Origin of the sequence: Phenylobacterium sp. LH3H17 (assembly GCF_024298925.1) — a bacterium.
Classification (GTDB): Bacteria; Pseudomonadota; Alphaproteobacteria; order Caulobacterales; family Caulobacteraceae; genus Phenylobacterium.
Genome location: NZ_CP101283.1, coordinates 3,154,063 through 3,169,277 on the forward strand (window position 1 = coordinate 3,154,063; position 15,215 = coordinate 3,169,277).

11 protein-coding genes are annotated in these 15,215 nt (G+C 68.5%); 4 read left to right on the top strand and 7 right to left on the bottom strand.

Features of this window, described 5'->3' with window-relative positions:
- Positions 1-37 precede the first annotated feature (37 nt).
- The 5 genes from pseH to M9M90_RS15510 form a co-directional block, all read right to left on the bottom strand.
- On the bottom strand, positions 38-598 hold the full coding sequence (gene pseH, locus M9M90_RS15490; RefSeq protein ID WP_254834122.1) for a UDP-4-amino-4,6-dideoxy-N-acetyl-beta-L-altrosamine N-acetyltransferase: 561 nt from the start codon (positions 596-598) through the stop codon (positions 38-40).
- A gap of 61 nt (positions 599-659) precedes the next feature.
- Positions 660-1,883 carry an acyl-CoA dehydrogenase family protein gene (locus tag M9M90_RS15495; protein ID WP_254834123.1) on the bottom strand — a complete coding sequence of 408 codons (1,224 nt, stop codon included), beginning with the start codon at positions 1,881-1,883 and terminating at the stop codon, positions 660-662.
- 9 nt (positions 1,884-1,892) lie between these two features.
- The gene (locus M9M90_RS15500) at positions 1,893-2,180 is read right to left on the bottom strand and encodes a putative quinol monooxygenase (RefSeq protein WP_254834124.1); all 288 of its coding nucleotides are present in this window, start codon (positions 2,178-2,180) and stop codon (positions 1,893-1,895) included.
- Between the two features lie 250 nt (positions 2,181-2,430).
- The gene (locus M9M90_RS15505) at positions 2,431-2,721 is read right to left on the bottom strand and encodes a hypothetical protein (protein WP_254834125.1); all 291 of its coding nucleotides are present in this window, start codon (positions 2,719-2,721) and stop codon (positions 2,431-2,433) included.
- A gap of 105 nt (positions 2,722-2,826) precedes the next feature.
- Complete coding sequence (locus tag M9M90_RS15510) at positions 2,827-3,522, bottom strand: TerB family tellurite resistance protein (protein WP_254834126.1); 696 nt, start codon at positions 3,520-3,522, stop codon at positions 2,827-2,829.
- A gap of 70 nt (positions 3,523-3,592) precedes the next feature.
- Here M9M90_RS15510 and M9M90_RS15515 point away from each other — a divergent pair, with 70 nt between their 5' ends.
- The 3 genes from M9M90_RS15515 (at position 3,593) to M9M90_RS15525 (ending at position 8,860) form a co-directional block, all read left to right on the top strand.
- Positions 3,593-7,339, top strand: a complete 3,747-nt coding sequence (locus tag M9M90_RS15515) for a hydantoinase B/oxoprolinase family protein (protein ID WP_254834127.1) — start codon at positions 3,593-3,595, stop codon at positions 7,337-7,339.
- 19 nt (positions 7,340-7,358) lie between these two features.
- Positions 7,359-7,955: a hypothetical protein gene (locus M9M90_RS15520; protein ID WP_254834128.1), complete on the top strand. Its 597-nt coding sequence runs from the start codon at positions 7,359-7,361 to the stop codon at positions 7,953-7,955.
- Between the two features lie 221 nt (positions 7,956-8,176).
- Positions 8,177-8,860, top strand: a complete 684-nt coding sequence (locus M9M90_RS15525) for a ParA family protein (protein ID WP_254834129.1) — start codon at positions 8,177-8,179, stop codon at positions 8,858-8,860.
- A gap of 9 nt (positions 8,861-8,869) precedes the next feature.
- Here the strand turns inward: M9M90_RS15525 and M9M90_RS15530 are convergent, their stop codons facing one another.
- Complete coding sequence (locus M9M90_RS15530) at positions 8,870-9,781, bottom strand: hypothetical protein (RefSeq protein ID WP_254834130.1); 912 nt, start codon at positions 9,779-9,781, stop codon at positions 8,870-8,872.
- Positions 9,782-10,307: 526 nt separating this feature from the next.
- On the opposite strand from M9M90_RS15530, the gene M9M90_RS15535 reads away from it, so the two are divergent.
- Positions 10,308-13,190 (top strand): TonB-dependent receptor, encoded by a 2,883-nt coding sequence (locus M9M90_RS15535; protein WP_254834131.1) that lies wholly within the window; start codon positions 10,308-10,310, stop codon positions 13,188-13,190.
- 451 nt (positions 13,191-13,641) lie between these two features.
- On the opposite strand, the gene M9M90_RS15540 is transcribed toward M9M90_RS15535, so the two are convergent.
- Positions 13,642-15,144: an acyl--CoA ligase gene (locus tag M9M90_RS15540; protein ID WP_254834132.1), complete on the bottom strand. Its 1,503-nt coding sequence runs from the start codon at positions 15,142-15,144 to the stop codon at positions 13,642-13,644.
- Positions 15,145-15,215 lie beyond the last annotated feature (71 nt).

Below are 15,215 nucleotides of genomic sequence, written 5' to 3' on the forward strand. Positions count from 1 at the left end.
CCATATACGGTTAACCGCCGCCTAAGCCGCGGCCTGGCTAGACGGGGTAGCCGCGCGCCGCCAGTCGTTCGCGGCTCGCCTCGCGGACCTTCGCCCAGTCGCTGGCCAACAGGCCCAGGGCCACGACGTCCGTGGCCTTGCCGTCCTTCCAGACGTGTTCGCGCAACAGGGCCTCGCGCGTGAAGCCGAAGGCCTCGTGCATCTTCCAGACCGCCTCGTTGTCGATCAGCACCTCGCAGCAGAGCTTGTTCAGGCCCAGCTCGCCGAAGACATGCTCGATGACGAAATACTCGACATAGGCGCCGACCCCTCGCCCCCGGACCGACGGGTCGGCGAGGTAGTAGGCCCAGGCCGTGCGGCGGTGGGCCGGCGCATAGTCGGCCAGATTGGCCAAGCCGACCGGCAGGCCGTCCAGCTCGATGATCCAGTAGCGCCGGGCGGGGTCGGCCAGGGCGGCGGCGAACCAGCGGTCGTGCTCCGCCTGGGAGATGACATGGTCGGTGTACATCCAGTGCCGGATCTCAGGCAGGTTGCGCCAGGCGAGCATGCGGTCGGAGTCGGCGGGACCCGGCGGGCGCATCTTCACATCTACGGCCATGGCGGCTTCTTCCGTTCAGCGCCGGCGAGGACCGTCGGTCGTGGCTGCTACCGATCCCCCGCTACAGCCCCAAAACCATCTTGGCCATGATGTTGTGCTGGATCTCGTTGGACCCGGCATAGATCGAGGTCTTGCGGTAGTTGAAGTACATGGGCGCCACCGTGGCGGCGTAGTCGGCGCCGGCCCGCGGGACATTGGTCTCCCCGTGCAGTTCGGCCCAGGTGTCGCGCACGAAGGGCTGGGCGTAGATACCCGCCGCCTCCAGGGCCAGTTCCGTCACCGCCTGCTGCGCCTGCGAGCCTTCCAGCTTCAGCATGGAGGACGCCGCCCCCATGGCCTCGCCCGCGGTCCGCGCCGCGAACATCCGCAGCTCGGTGGCGTTCAGCACGTCGACCTTGATCTGCAGCTCGGACAGCTTCCGGCGGAAATCGGGATCGTCCATCATCCGGCGTCCGCCGTCGGACGGCTCGACCCCGGCGATCTTCTTGACCTTGGCCAACTGGTTGGTGAGGCCCGCCGCATAGGGATTGCCGCGCTCGAACTGCAGCAGGTACTTGGCGTAGGTCCAGCCCTGCCCCTCCTCGCCGATGCGGTTGGAAACCGGGACCCGGACGTCCTCGAAGAACACCTGGTTGATCTCTTCGTCGCCCACCGGCGGGCCGTCCAGGGTTGGCAGCGGCACGATGGTGATGCCCGGCGTCTTCATGTCGAGCAGCAGGAAGCTGATCCCCATCTGCCGGATCGGCTCGACGGAGGTCCGGACCAGGCAGAACATCCAATCGGCGTGCTGGGCGTAGGTCGTCCAGATTTTTGAACCGTTCAGTACATAATGATCGCCGTCGCGCTCGGCCTTCATGGAAAGCGAGGCGAGGTCCGATCCGGAACCCGGCTCGGAGTAACCCTGGCACCACCACACGTCGGACGAGAGGATCTTCGGCAGGTGCTGGGCCTTCTGCTCCGGCGTGCCGAAGGCCATGACCACGGGCGCGCACATCTTCAGGCCCATGTTGCTGGTCGCCGGCGCCCCGGCCAGCGCCATCTCCATGTCGAAGATGTACTTCTGCGCGTGGTTCCAGCCGGTCCCGCCATATTCCGTCGGCCAATCGGGCGCGATCCAGCCCTTTTCGCCCAGCCGCTTCAGCCAGCGGATCTGGCCCGCCTTGCCGATGTGGCCGTTCTTCGACTGGGCCATGTGGGCCCGCATGTCGTCGTCATAGGCGTCGGCGATGAACGCCCGGACCTCGTCGCGGAAGGCGAGGTCTTCCTTGGAGAAGTCGAGGTCCATGGCGCGCTCCTAGACGGCGTCGAGATATTCGATCTCGGGGCGGCCGCCCATGCAGGGGCCCATCTTGGCGCCGGCGGCCTTGAAGTAGTCGGTCTGGCCATGGGCGCTCAGCGCGTCCTGGTCCTTGTAGAGCTCCAGCACCTTGTAGACCGTCGCGTCGGTCCGGCTCTTCGTCAGTTGGTAGAAGACATTGCCCGGCTCGTTGGCCCGGACCTGCGCGGCCAGATCGGTGAAGATCGCCTCGAACTCACCCTGCTTGCCGTCCTGGACCTTCAAGGTCGCCACCACGCCGATCATGCCGTTCTCCCAAACGTTTGTTTGAGGCCACGCTAGAGGGCCGAGTGATCATCGGCAAGTCAAAGCACGCCCAGTTCCTCCCCCAGCGCGCAGCGCGATTTGGGGGAGGTGGCGCGTCGCCCTCTTTGGCGACGTGACGGAGGGGGTTGAAGCCCACAAGCAAGAGTCAAAGTCCCCCTCAGTCGGCCAAGTGGCCGACAGCTCCCCCAATAGGGAAGCAACTTGGGAATTGCGGCGATTCTGGAAGGCCCTACCGCCCCGCGGGTTCGTTCCAGCCGTAGGCCACCCAGTGGTGGCCGCCCAGGTTGCGGGCCTCGATGACGCCGTCGTCGCGGCGGACGTGGGCGCGCCTGGCGCGGAGCGCGAGGCCGGCTAGGGCCAGGAGAGCCGAGGCCATCACCGCGATCACCACCACGGTGGCGGCGAAGAACACCGCCAGCACCGCGCCGATGGCGACGGCCGCGGCCGTGGCGAGGGCCCCGCCCAGCATCGCAAGGCTGCGAAGGGCCGAACCGTGCTTCCTGGCGAATTCCCGGACCATGGCTTCCTCGATGGCGCCGCTTTTCTCAGCGGCTAGAACGATTATGTCGGACGGGCGATCCCGAACGTCAACTCTAGGCGACGAAATCCTGAAAAAGTGGCGGCATCATGCCACGCCTTCGAGCGCCATCGCTTTGCGTTCGCGCATAATGGTGTCGAAAGCCGCATTGATCGCCGCGGCCTTGGCCTCGGCCACCTCGATGAACTCGCTGGGCAGGCCGCGGGCGCGGGCGCGGTCGGGGTGGGCGTCGGCCACCGCCCGGCGCCAGACCGCGCGCACCGCCTCGTCGCTGGCGTCGTGCTCGACGTCCAGAACGCCATAGGGATCGTCGGACGCCAGGCCCAGGTGCGTGGCCCGCAGCCGCCGGAACACCAGGGGCGAGAAGCCGAACAGGTCGGAGACGTTCTCGATATAGTCCAGCTCGTCCTGCGACACCGCCCCGTCGGCCGCGGCGATGTGGAACAGGCCGTCCAGCACGTCCTCCAGCAGGGTCGGACAGCCGGCATAGCGCTTGGCCAGCCGCCGGGCGTAGCTCTCGTAGCCCCGCGTCGTCTGTCGGGCCAGGTCGTAGAGGCGGTGGATATTGCGCTCCGAGGCCGCATCGGGCGTGAACACTCGGGAAAAGACGTCGAACTCGCCGAGGCTGGCCCGGCCGTCGGCCTTGGCCAGCTTGGCGCCCAACGCCGTCACGGCGGTGGAAAAGGCGGGATCCTCGCCGGGCCGGGTGGCCGGGCAACCATCGCAGTCGCCCGCATCGGGCCGGCGGACTGCGAGCTCAGCAATGTTGCGCCAGAAGCTCATGAGAGTTAGCCACCTGTAAGGCCTCGGGCGGGACCTGACAACGCGTATCCGGACATTGGAAGGTTAAGGTTTGGACAGGCTCTGGAGCTTCTGGATCGATCGTGGCGGCACGTTCACCGACGTGATCGGGCGCGGGCCGGACGGTTCGGAACTGTCGCTGAAGCTGCTGTCGGCCTCGCCTTCCTATGAGGACGCCGCCGTCGAGGCCATGCGCCGGACCCTTGGCGCCAGGCCCGGCGAGCCCTTCCCCGCGGCGCGGGTGGAGGCCATCAAGATGGGCACCACCGTCGCCACCAACGCTCTGCTGGAACGCTCCGGCGCCAGGACCCTGTTCGTCACCACCCAGGGCTTCGCCGACTCGCTGGTGATCGGCGACCAGGCCCGGCCGGACCTGTTCGCGCTCAATATCGTCCGCCCCGAGCCGCTCTATTCCGGCGTGGCGGAGGCCCTTGAGCGCCTCGCCGCCGACGGCGCGGTGGTCACCCCCCTCGACGCCGAGGCCTTGGCCGGGAAGCTGGCCGCCGCCCGCGCCCAGGGCTTCACCTCGGCCGCCATCGCCTTCCTGCACGCCGACCTCAACCCGGCCCATGAGATCGTCGCCGGGGAACTCGCCCGCGCCGCCGGCTTCGACTTCGTGGCGCTGAGCCACGAGGTCTCGCCCCTGCCCCGCTTCATCCCCCGCGCGGAGACCACCGTCGCCGACGCCTATCTGACACCGATCCTGCAGGCCTATGTGCAGCGGGTGGCCCAGGCCGTGGCCGGCGCCCCGCTCTATTTCATGACTTCGGCCGGCGGCCTGGTCCGGGCCGAGGCCTTCCGCGGCCGCGACGCCGTGGTCTCCGGCCCGGCCGGCGGAGTGGTGGGCGTGGGGCGCGCGGCCCAGATGGCCGGCGCGCCCCAAACGCTCGGCTTCGACATGGGCGGCACCTCCACCGACGTCTGCCGCTACGCCGGCAGCCTGGAGCGGCGCGACACCGCCAGGGTGGCCGGGGTGCGGCTGCGCAGCCCCATGCTGGACGTGGAGACCGTGGCGGCCGGCGGCGGCTCGATCCTGGCCTTCGACGGCCTGCGCGCCCGGGTGGGGCCGCAGAGCGCCGGCGCCGATCCCGGCCCCGCCGCCTACGGCCGCGGCGGCCCGGCCACAGTCACCGACGCCAACCTGATCCTGGGCCGCCTGGACCCGCGCTTCTTCCCCTCGATCTTCGGACCCAGGGGCGACGCGCCGCTGGACGTCGCCGCGGCCCGCGCGGCCATCGCCAGGCTGGCCCAGGCCATGGGCTCGTCCAGCGCCGAGGCCGCCGCCGAGGGCTTCGTGGCCATCGCCGTCGAGCAGATGGCCCGCGCCACCGACCGCATCTCCACCGAGCGCGGCTTCGATCCACGCGACCATGCGCTGACCGCCTTCGGCGGCGCCGCGGGCCAGGTGGCCTGCGAGGTCGCCGACGCGCTGGGCCCCTGGCAGGTGCTCTGTCCCCGCTACGGCAGTGTCCTCTCGGCCTGGGGCATCGGCCAGGCGGAGGTGACCAGCCTGCGCCAGATGGGCCTCGACGCCGTGCTCGACGAGGCCGGCCTGGCCCGCGCCCGGACTCTGGCGGTCGAGGTCGAGGCCCAGGCCCGCGCGGCCCTCGCCGACCAGGGCGCCGAAGCCTCCGAGGTCCGCCGCACCCTGCGCCTGCGCTACGACGGCGCCGACGCCCAGATCTCCATCCCGCTCGGCCCGCTCGCCGAGGTGAAGACCGCCTTCGAAGCCGGCCACCAGCGCCTGTTCGGCTTCATCGAGGCTGGGCTCCCCATCGTCATCGCCACGGTGGAGGTGGAGGCGGTTTCAAGATCCGCTCATCCCGGCGAAGGCCGGGACCCAGATTCACCCACCGTGCCGGCAGTCCAATCTTCCCCTGCAGAGACCTACGACCTGGGTCCCGGCCTTCGCCGGGACGAGCGGGTGAGGATGTTCTTCCACGGCGCCTGGCACGACGCCCCGGTCATCCCGGCCGACGCGCTCATCGAAACCGCCGGCCCGGCCCTCATCGTCCGCCCCGACACCCAGATCGCCCTCTCTCCCGGCTGGATCGCCACCGCCGGCGCGGACGGCCTCATCCGCCTGGACCGCGCCCAGCACATCGTCACCGCCGAGCTCACCCTCGACCGCCCCGACCCGGTCACCCTGGAGCTGTTCAACAAGCGCTTCATGGGCGTGGCCGAGGCCATGGGCGCGGCGCTGGAGCGCACGGCCCATTCGGTCAACATCAAGGAGCGGCTCGACTTCTCCTGCGCCCTGTTCGACTCGGGCGGCGGCCTGGTGGCCAACGCCCCGCACATGCCGGTCCACCTGGGCTCCATGGGCGCCAGCGTCCGCGCCGTGCGCGATCGCCACCCGGACCTCAAGCCCGGCGAGGCCTACGCGCTCAACAACCCCTATGCCGGCGGCACCCATCTGCCGGACATCACCGTGGTCATGCCGATCTTCATGGGCGCAGGGCGCTTAGATGCTCCCCCTCTGGGGGAGCTGTCGCCGAAGACGACTGAGGGGGACTTTGACTCTCTTTCCGGGGCTTCAACCCCCTCCGTCTCTTCGCTTCGCTCCGAGCCACCTCCCCCAGAAGGGGAGGATCTTGAGCAGCCCGCCTTCTACGTCGCCGCCCGCGGCCACCATGCCGATGTGGGCGGGGTCCAGCCCGGCTCCATGCCGCCCTTCTCCCACACCCTGGACGAGGAGGGCGTTCTCCTGGACGCCCTGCCGATCATGCGGGGCGGCAAGTTCCTGGAGGCGCAGACCCGCGCGGCCCTCGGCTCGGGCCGATGGCCCTCCCGCGCGCCCGATCGCAACATCGCCGACCTCAAGGCCCAGATCGCCGCCTGCCAGGCCGGCGCAGCCTCGGTCCGGACCATGATCGAGACCTATGGCGGCCCTGCCGTCGCCGCCTACATGACCTTCGTCCAGCAGAACGCCGCGGCCTCGGTCCGCCGGGCCATCGGCAAGCTCTCCGACGGCGAGGCCCGCGTCCCCATGGACGGCGGCGGCGAGATCGTGGTGCGCACCACCGTCGACGCGGCCAGGGGCGAGGCGACCCTCGACTTCCGCGAATCCGCCGACCAGCTCGGCTCCAACTTCAACGCCCCCTCGGCCATCGTCGACGCCGCGGCGCTCTACGTGTTCCGCACCCTGGTGGACGACGACATCCCGCTGAACGCCGGCTGCCTGGAGCCCCTGCGCATCCTCACCCGCGAGGGCTCGATGCTGGCCCCGAAATACCCCGCCGCCGTGGTCGCCGGGAACGTCGAGACCAGCCAGCACGTGGTCGACGCCCTCTATGCGGCGCTGGGCGTCATGGCCAACGCCCAGGGCTCGATGAACAACTTCACCTTCGGCGACGAGGACCGCCAATACTACGAGACCATCTGCGGCGGGGCCGGCGCCACCGCGCACAGGGCCGGGACCAGCGCCGTCCACACCCACATGACCAATTCCCGCCTCACCGATCCCGAGATCCTGGAGCGCCGCTTCCCGGTCCGGGTGGAGGCCTTCGCCATCCGTCATGGCTCGGCGGGTCCGGGCGCCATGGCCGGCGGCGAGGGCGCCTTTCGCCGGGTACGGTTCCTGGCCCCCATGGAAGCGGCCCTGCTCTCCACCCGCCGCGAGCACGCCCCCCAGGGAATCGCCGGCGGCGGGGCCGCCCTGCCCGGTCGCCAGCGTTTGATCGAACGCTCCGGCGCGGTAAAGGAACTGCCTGGCTGCTTTTCCATTACGGTCCAGCCCGGCGACGTCATCGAGATCGAGACCCCCGGCGGCGGGGGTTTTGGTCGGTCCGCCGCCTGATCAAATTTTTCGAGGTCCAATGTCCGCGCTTCTGTTCGCTCTCGCCCTGTTCGCCCAAGACCTGGGGGGGCAAGACGCCGCCCCCGCCGCCGCGCCCGCGCCGGAAGTCGTCGAGGCGCCCTATCCCGCCGGCGCGCCGAAGGACGACTATGGCCTCGTGGCCTGGTGCCACGGCGCGCTGACCGGCTATCTCGACCTGCACGACCAGGTGATGCCCGAGGTCACCCGCATCGAGACCACCTTCCGCGCGCCGGGCCGGACCATCGCCGAGGACCTGAAGGTCTATGCCGACCTCGAGAAGCAGGGGCGCAAGGACCTAAAGTTGTTCGCCCGCGCCATGGAGGCCGCCGAGCGCGCCAGCCTCAAGCCGATCAATGTCCGCGGCGCCGAGGCCGTGAAGCGCGGCCGCGCCACCTGGGCCGCCGCCCCCAACCTGCCCAAGGCGCGCCTTGCCCAGGAATGGATGAGCTGGACCTTGCCGGCCCGCTGCTCCACCACCGCCACGGCGCTCGAAGCTCGCGCCAAGCTGCTCGGCGCCACCTTCGACGCCGGCGCCGACATGCCCGCCGAACCCGCGCCCGAGACGCCGACAGAGGTTCCGGTCAATCCGTCGTAGGTTTGCGCGGCAGGCCCCTCGCCGCGCTGCGCGCAGGGCGAGGAACTGGCGTGGATTGCTCGCTATCCGGGGGAGCTGTCGGCAAGGCCGACCGAGGGGGCTTTGACTCCCTGGCGCCACATCGGTGGCGTTAGTCGCTCTGACGCACTGGTCACAAACGGCCCCTCGTGCGTTTACTTTGATCGCGTGACGCCCTCGACGGCGTCCGGAGAGGGATAGGCTTGCCGACCGTAGCGTTTGTGAATCCGAAGGGGGGCGCGGGTAAGACCACCGCCGCGCTTCTGCTCGCGCTCGGCCTCAGCGAACAGGGCCAGCGCGTGGCCATGATCGATTCCGACCCCAACAAGCCCCTGGTCCACTGGGCCAGCCTGCCCGGCCGCCCGGACAAGATCTCCGTCCACCCCGCCCCCATGACCCAGGACATCCGCGACGCCCTGCGCGAGGCCCAGCGGAAACAGCCCGACTGGCTGATCCTCGACACGGAGGGCTCGATCCGCGGGGCGATGAACTTCACCACCATGCGGTTGGACCTGATCCTCACCCCGCTGGCCTCCTCGGCCATCGAGGCCATTCAGGCGATCAAGGCCGCCGAGATGGTCGCGCAGTTCGGCAAGCGCGGCGGCCATCCCCTGCTGCACCGCTGCCTGCTCACCCGCGTCCCCGCCGCCCTGCGCCCCCGCTCGCTGAAGCAGGTGGTCGAGCAGCTGCGCGAAAGCGACATCGGCATCCTGCCCACCGCCCTCATCGAGAAGGAGGCGTTCCGGATGCTGTTCTCGGTCGGCGGCGGCTTCGCCGAGCTGGAGCGCAGCGGCGTCAGCGGCGTCCCCGCCGCCCGCGCCAACGCCCAGAGCTACGTCGCCGCCGTGCTGGAACTGCTGGAAAGCGCCAAGACCCAGGCGGCCTAAGCGGGCGGACTAGGTCACCGTCAGGATCAGATGCGGCACGGCGACCCGGAAGGAGCCGCTCTCGGCGTCCAGGTGGACGGAGCCGCTCGTCGCGACCCACTCCGTCAGCAGCTCCACCTCGATCAGGATGGACGCCTGCGCCGGCACGGCGAACCCTGACGCCGACAGAAACTCGTTGAACGCGATCGAAGCGCTGTCGTCGCCGCCGAAGAATCCGCCGGTCGCCCCGGCGTCGCCCAGTATGCGGTCGTGGACGATCGACCTGACCGTCGAGTCCCACATGGCCCAAACCGTCGTGCGCGCCCGCACCGTCGCCCGCGCCTCCGAGCCGCCGATGAACCATGCCGCGACGCCGTTCCAATCCGCGTCGACCGCGAGATGCGCGTTGACGACGAGTCGGGCGCCGGCCGCCACCACCACCGGCACGTTCCGCGGATTGCGCCAGAGGGTGAAAAAGCTGAGCCGGCCCGTGCCGCTTCCGGTGACCGCGGTGGCGGAGCTTCCCAGCCGATACCGCGCCCAGCTATCGAGCGAGCCGATATCCGAGGCGACCACGACTCCGGCGTCCGCGAAGCTTCGGATGAACGTCACCCGGTCGATGATCACGTTCATCGGCTCGGCGGGAAGGAGCACCGGCGTCAGCCCCGCGAGGCGGCGTGCGGCCGCACTTGAGGCGGCGACCGCCCTTCCGTGCGCCTGCTCGGCCCGCGCCCGCCGCGCCTTCGCGCGCTCGGCGGCTAGTGCGTCGAGGCGTTCGGGGTCAAGTCCGCCCGCCAGCAGCTCGCGGCGGGCGAGTTCCCGATCCTCGCGGGCCGCCTCGGTTCGGGCCCGGGCGGTCTCCGGGTCCTCACTCCGCCAGGAGCCCGCGCGGCCCACCGCCGCCTCGATGAAGGCCTCCGCTTCGCGCGAGTCCGTGTCCATGATCGACGCCTTTGCAATACGTCCCCGTCACCGGACGGCGCCGGCGGACGAGGCCGACGCTAACCCCGCGGGCGCCGAGGCGCTACGCACGGATGTCGTGATCGCTCTTGATGTGTCGCAAGGGTCATGCTGCCCTGAGCAGGAAGGCGGCGTTCCATAGATTCGGTGACGCTGGCGTCACCCAGCAAGGCCCCGTCGCCATACCCCACGCATGAATTCTTCCCCCAGCGTGGCGCGAAAGCGACAGGCGCGGTTCTGACGCCTCCGCCGAATCTCACGCATGTCGTGAACTTTGATTTTTCAGCACTAATTTGGGCCATTTTCGAATATGTGGTACGATTTTATCAGCAGATTCAATTACTGAACAATGTTCGGATGATTTTTGACAGACCCGCCGTATGTGTCGACCATCTATTCTTTCACGCACACAATTTCGACTTGCCTTTTGCTGAAGTCCCCGCGCATTCCTCCCCCGCACTCTGTCGCAATATCGGCAGATAACGTAGTTATATTGAAGGGGAAACGCTTGCTACAGTCCAGATACCTCGCCGGAGCCTCCTCCCTCGCGCTCCTGCTGAGCCTCGCCGCCGGGCCGGCCTTCGCACAGGACGCCGCCGAGGTCGAAGAGGTGGTGGTCACCGGCTCGTTCATCGCCGGCACCCCCGAAGACGCGGCCCTGCCGGTCAATGTCATCGGCGCCGAGGAGATGGCCAAGCAGGGCTCGCCCTCGACCGTCGACCTGATCAAGTCGATCCCCGCCGTCTCGGGCGCCGTGGGCGAGTCCAACCAGTTCGGCGCCGGCCAGACCACCGGCTCGGGCAACGTCAACCTGCGCGGCCTGGGCGCCGAGCGGACCCTGGTGCTGTTCAACGGCCGCCGCATGGCGATCTCGCCCGGCACCATCTATGTCGACACCAACCTGATCCCAACCGCCGCCATCGGCCGCATCGAGGTGCTGAAGGACGGCGCGGCCGCCACCTACGGCTCCGACGCCATCGGCGGGGTGGTCAACTTCATCACCCGGCGCAACCTGAGCGGCCTGGAAGTCTCCGGCGGCTACTCGCTGATCGACGGCTCCAAGGGCGACTACAACGTCAACGCCGCCTATGGCTGGGTCGGCGACCGCGGCGACCTGCTGGTCACCGCCGGCTACCGCAAGCGTTCGGAGCTCTCCACCACCGACCGCGACTTCGCCCTGCGGTCCTTCACGGACAACCCGCAAGGCGGCTGGTCCACCTTCGGCAATCCCGGCCTCTATCTCTCCAGCAGCAACGCCGGCTTCACCTACACCTCGCCGGTGGTCGATCCCGGCTGCGGCGCCATCTCCGGCCCCGGCACGGCGGCCAGCTGCCAGTTCCAGTTCCTCGGCTTCGACAACCTGACCGAGGACGAGGATCACTGGCAGTTCTACAGCGAGATCAATTTCGACCTCACCGACACCACGCGGTTCCACGCCGAAATCCTCTATTCGGGCCACGAGGTCGCCGCCGAGAACTCCTCGCCATCCTACCCGCCCAACAACTTCCCGACCTCGGCCCTGACCACCAAGATCCAGGGCAACGGCTTCTACATTCCGAGCATCAACCCCGGCCTGCAGGCCCTGATCGCGTCGGGCGGGCTCACCCCGGCCCAGGCCGCCACGGCCGGCGCCAACGGCCTCTTCACCTCGGTCGCCTGGCGTCCGCTCGGCGTCGGCGGCAACCCGCTGTTCGGCGGCAAGGGTAAGGAGGACAAGCGCGCCTTCGAGGCCTACCGCATCTCCGCGGGCCTGAAGGGCAAGTTCGACTTCGGCGGCGGCATCGGCTGGGACGCCGCCCTGACCTACATGGACAACAACAGCGAGATCGCCACGCCGGACGTCCTGGTGGGCCGCATGCAGCTCGCCCTGCGCGGCCTCGGCGGCAATGGCTGCACCGGCGCCACCCCCGGCGCCAACGGCTGCCTGTGGTTCAACCCGTTCTCCTCGGGCACGGCCGGCAACGCCATCGATGGCCGGACGAACCCGAACTACAACGCCGCCACGGCCAACAGCCTGGAAGTCCTCGACTACATCTTCGACGAGTACGCCTACAAGATCCGCTCGCAGATGTTCACCGCCGACCTGGTGTTCAACGGCGACCTGCCCATCGACTTCGGCGCGGGCCAGCTGGCCTGGGCCGCCGGCGCCCAGTACCGCTGGAGCGGGATCGAGCGGCAGAACAGCGACTACACCAACATCGCCGTCAGCCCCTGCGCCGACTCCTCGGTCAATCCGGGGGCGACCTGCACGGCCAGGAACGGGCCGTTCAGCTTCTTCGGCGCCCTGGCCGACTACGACCTCGACTATTCGGTGATCGCCACCTTCGCCGAACTGCAGATGCCGTTCACCGACAGCCTGACCGGCACCTTCGCCATCCGCTACGAGGACTACGGCGGCAATATCGGCGCGACCACCAATCCCAAGGTGGCGCTGAAGTGGCAGGCGGCCGACTGGCTGGCCTTCCGCGCCTCGGCGGGCTCGACCTTCCGCGCTCCGCCCCAGACCCAGATCGCCAACACCGCGACCACCAACCTGGCCTACACCACCGCGGCCGGCGGCTATCGCGCCTATGACCTCTACGGCAACGCCAGCCTGAAGCCGGAAAAGGCGGACACGCTGAACCTCGGCGTCCTGTTCGAGATGGGCGACTTCCAGGCCTCGCTCGACTACTGGCGCTTCGCCTTCAAGGGCCCGATCGACAACGAGAGCGGCTCCGACATCGTCAACGCCATCTTCCCCAACGGGGCGGCCGGCGCCAACAACTGCGCCAACCCCGCCTTCGCCCCGTTGCTGGCCCGGATCAGCTTCACCGGCGCCTGCTCGGCCCCGAACATCAACCGGGTGCGGATCAACTACGTCAACAGCCCCGACATCGACACCAGCGGGCTGGACTTCGCGGCCAGCTACCGGGCGCGCGACGTGCTGGGCGGCGACATGAACTTCGGCGTCGACCTGACCTATGTGCTGGAATACGTGGTCTCCGAGACCACGCTGGAAGGCATCGTGGTCGCCAGGGAGACCGACTACACGGGAACCATGGACTACCTCGGCTACGGCTCCCAGCCGCAGTGGAAGGCCACCGCCTTCGCCGAATACGCCCGCGACGCGCACAACCTGCGTTGGACCATCCGCTACGTCGACGACATGCTCGACACCCGCGGTGGCTCGGCGACCTTCGCCACCAACCAGAACGGCCGCAAGATCAAGGCCTTCGTCACCAACGACATCACCTATCGCGTGAACCTGCCCTGGGACACGACGTTGACCGCCGCGGTGATCAACGCCTTCGACGCGGACCCGCCGTTCGCCCGCCTCGATCTCAGCTACGACCCGTTCACGGCCAATCCGCTCGGCCGCTACTACAAGCTGGGCGTCACCAAGCGGTTCTAGGAGGTCTTCCCCCTCGAGAACCACGACTGGCCGGTCCCCAAGGGGGCCGGCCTTTTTTTTGCGCGCGTCTCCGACGCGCTGGCCCTGTGTGCAGGGGAGGAGGACGGGCGCACTGAGCAAGCCGTCGGATCCACTTGTGTAGAGATTGCGCGAGTCAGCTAAGCGCCATTTCCGGACATCGCCGCAGCGCCGGTATCCTGGCCCTTGTCGGACTGGCGTCCACGTGTCTCCCCCAGAGGCGAAGCCTGTGCTCTCGCCCGCGGGAAGACATTTCAGGCTTGGCGATTGCCGTCAAACACGGGAACATGACCACATTCCCTGCCCTCCAACGTCAGATGCCATCCAAACAGTTCCGACGCCGGCCGAGATAGCCGCTGTGCGCCATCAATGGACATGGGCCCGGAGCGTCGCCTATCGAGCGCTCGGGCCGCCGCGCTCGGGAATGGCGCTGCTAGCGAAGCCCCAGACGATCGGCCAAGCCGATGCGCTGCAGCTTGCCCGTAGGACCCTTGGGAAGCTCATCTAAGAACATGATGCGGCCGGGAACCTTGAACGCCGCCAAGCGCCGCGCCACAAATGCAACGATTTCGCGCTCGGTGACCATGGCCCCGGTCTGGAGAACCACAAGGGCAGCGACCGTCTCGCCAAGCAAGTCATGCGGCAGAGCAAAGGTCAGCGCCTCCGCTACAGCTGGATGGTCAAGCAATGCTTCGTCCACCTCGCGGGGCGAGATCTTCTCACCCCCGCGATTGATGATCTCCTTCAACCGGCCCGTGAGGGTCAGGTAGCCTTCAGCGTCGACAGCGCCCTGATCGCCGGTGTGGAACCAGCCATGCGCGAACGCCTGTTCGGTGGCCTCCGGATTGTGTTCATAGGCGTCGAGAAGGTTGGCGCCTCGCAGCACCACTTCGCCAATTTGGCCGGGACTCAATAGCTCTCCGGTTTCATCCATGATCGCCACCTCCATCCCTACTGGCCGACCGACACTTCCGGCGCGCCGTTCACCCGGAGGCAACGGATTGGACGCGATCTGATGGGCCGCCTCGGTCATGCCGTAGGCTTCGATGACGGGACATCCGAAGACATCCTCCAGCTGCCGGAGCACGCTCGGCGCCAGGGGCGATGAGGACGAGCGCACGAACCGAAGGCCGAGAGCCCGAGTGGCCGACGGCGCACGCTGGCCGCGCGCGGCGATCGCCTGGTGCATAGTCGGGACCGCAGAATACCAGGTCGCCGAGCCCTGCTCGAGCCACCTGAACATGCTCAGTGCATTAAATCCGGGCGTACATACCACGGTCGCGCCGGCATGAAGGGAACTCGCCAGCACCCCGACAAGTCCGTGGATGTGAAACAGCGGCATGATGTTGAGACATCTGTCGCCCGCCGCAAGTCGGAGCGTCTGAACGATGTTTTGCGCCGAAGCCTGTAGCTTCGCGTGGCTTAACGGCACGAGCTTCGGGCGTGAGGTTGTGCCGGAGGTGTGTAGCAGGAGGGCTAGATCCAGCGATCCGGCTAAGCGGGGCTGGCGGGCCGGGCCGACGGGCGTCGCGTTGATGCGAGCATCGAGCTTCCCATCCTCAGACGCCATGGCGAAACGAAGGATGGGCAGCCCTAGGCGTTCCGCCGCTGCCTCAGCTGCTGCGTTTCCCATTGCGCCGACAACCAGGGCGCGGACGCCCGCGTCCTCCATGTAGAAGCGAAACTCCTCGCTGGTGTAGGCCGGGTTGAGAGGAGCGATAGCCGTCGCGCTGCTGAAGGCCACGAACGCTACCGCCATTTCAACGCCGTTTGGCATCACCAGGGCGAGCCGATCGCCGTGGCCGAGGCCTAGCGCCGCCAACCGGGCACGAACCGCCGCGGAGAGGCCATTAAGGTCACCATAGGACAAGGTCGGGCCGTCGATCTCACAGATCGCCGGCGCCGCGTCGGCGCCTCCGAATAGGTACTCCATCATGATGAGGTTGGCCCCGGCATCCTGAGCGCCCCTGCGTCAGGGCCACGCCCCTAATAGTTTGAGTTCCCGAT

Coding starts and splice junctions, on each gene's coding strand:
- pseH (WP_254834122.1), bottom strand. CDS start 598: ATGGCCGTAGATGTGAAGATGCGCCCGCCGGGTCCCGCCGACTCCGAC.
- M9M90_RS15495 (WP_254834123.1), bottom strand. CDS start 1,883: ATGGACCTCGACTTCTCCAAGGAAGACCTCGCCTTCCGCGACGAGGTC.
- M9M90_RS15500 (WP_254834124.1), bottom strand. CDS start 2,180: ATGATCGGCGTGGTGGCGACCTTGAAGGTCCAGGACGGCAAGCAGGGT.
- M9M90_RS15505 (WP_254834125.1), bottom strand. CDS start 2,721: ATGGTCCGGGAATTCGCCAGGAAGCACGGTTCGGCCCTTCGCAGCCTT.
- M9M90_RS15510 (WP_254834126.1), bottom strand. CDS start 3,522: ATGAGCTTCTGGCGCAACATTGCTGAGCTCGCAGTCCGCCGGCCCGAT.
- M9M90_RS15520 (WP_254834128.1), top strand. CDS start 7,359: ATGTCCGCGCTTCTGTTCGCTCTCGCCCTGTTCGCCCAAGACCTGGGG.
- M9M90_RS15530 (WP_254834130.1), bottom strand. CDS start 9,781: ATGGACACGGACTCGCGCGAAGCGGAGGCCTTCATCGAGGCGGCGGTG.
- M9M90_RS15540 (WP_254834132.1), bottom strand. CDS start 15,144: ATGATGGAGTACCTATTCGGAGGCGCCGACGCGGCGCCGGCGATCTGT.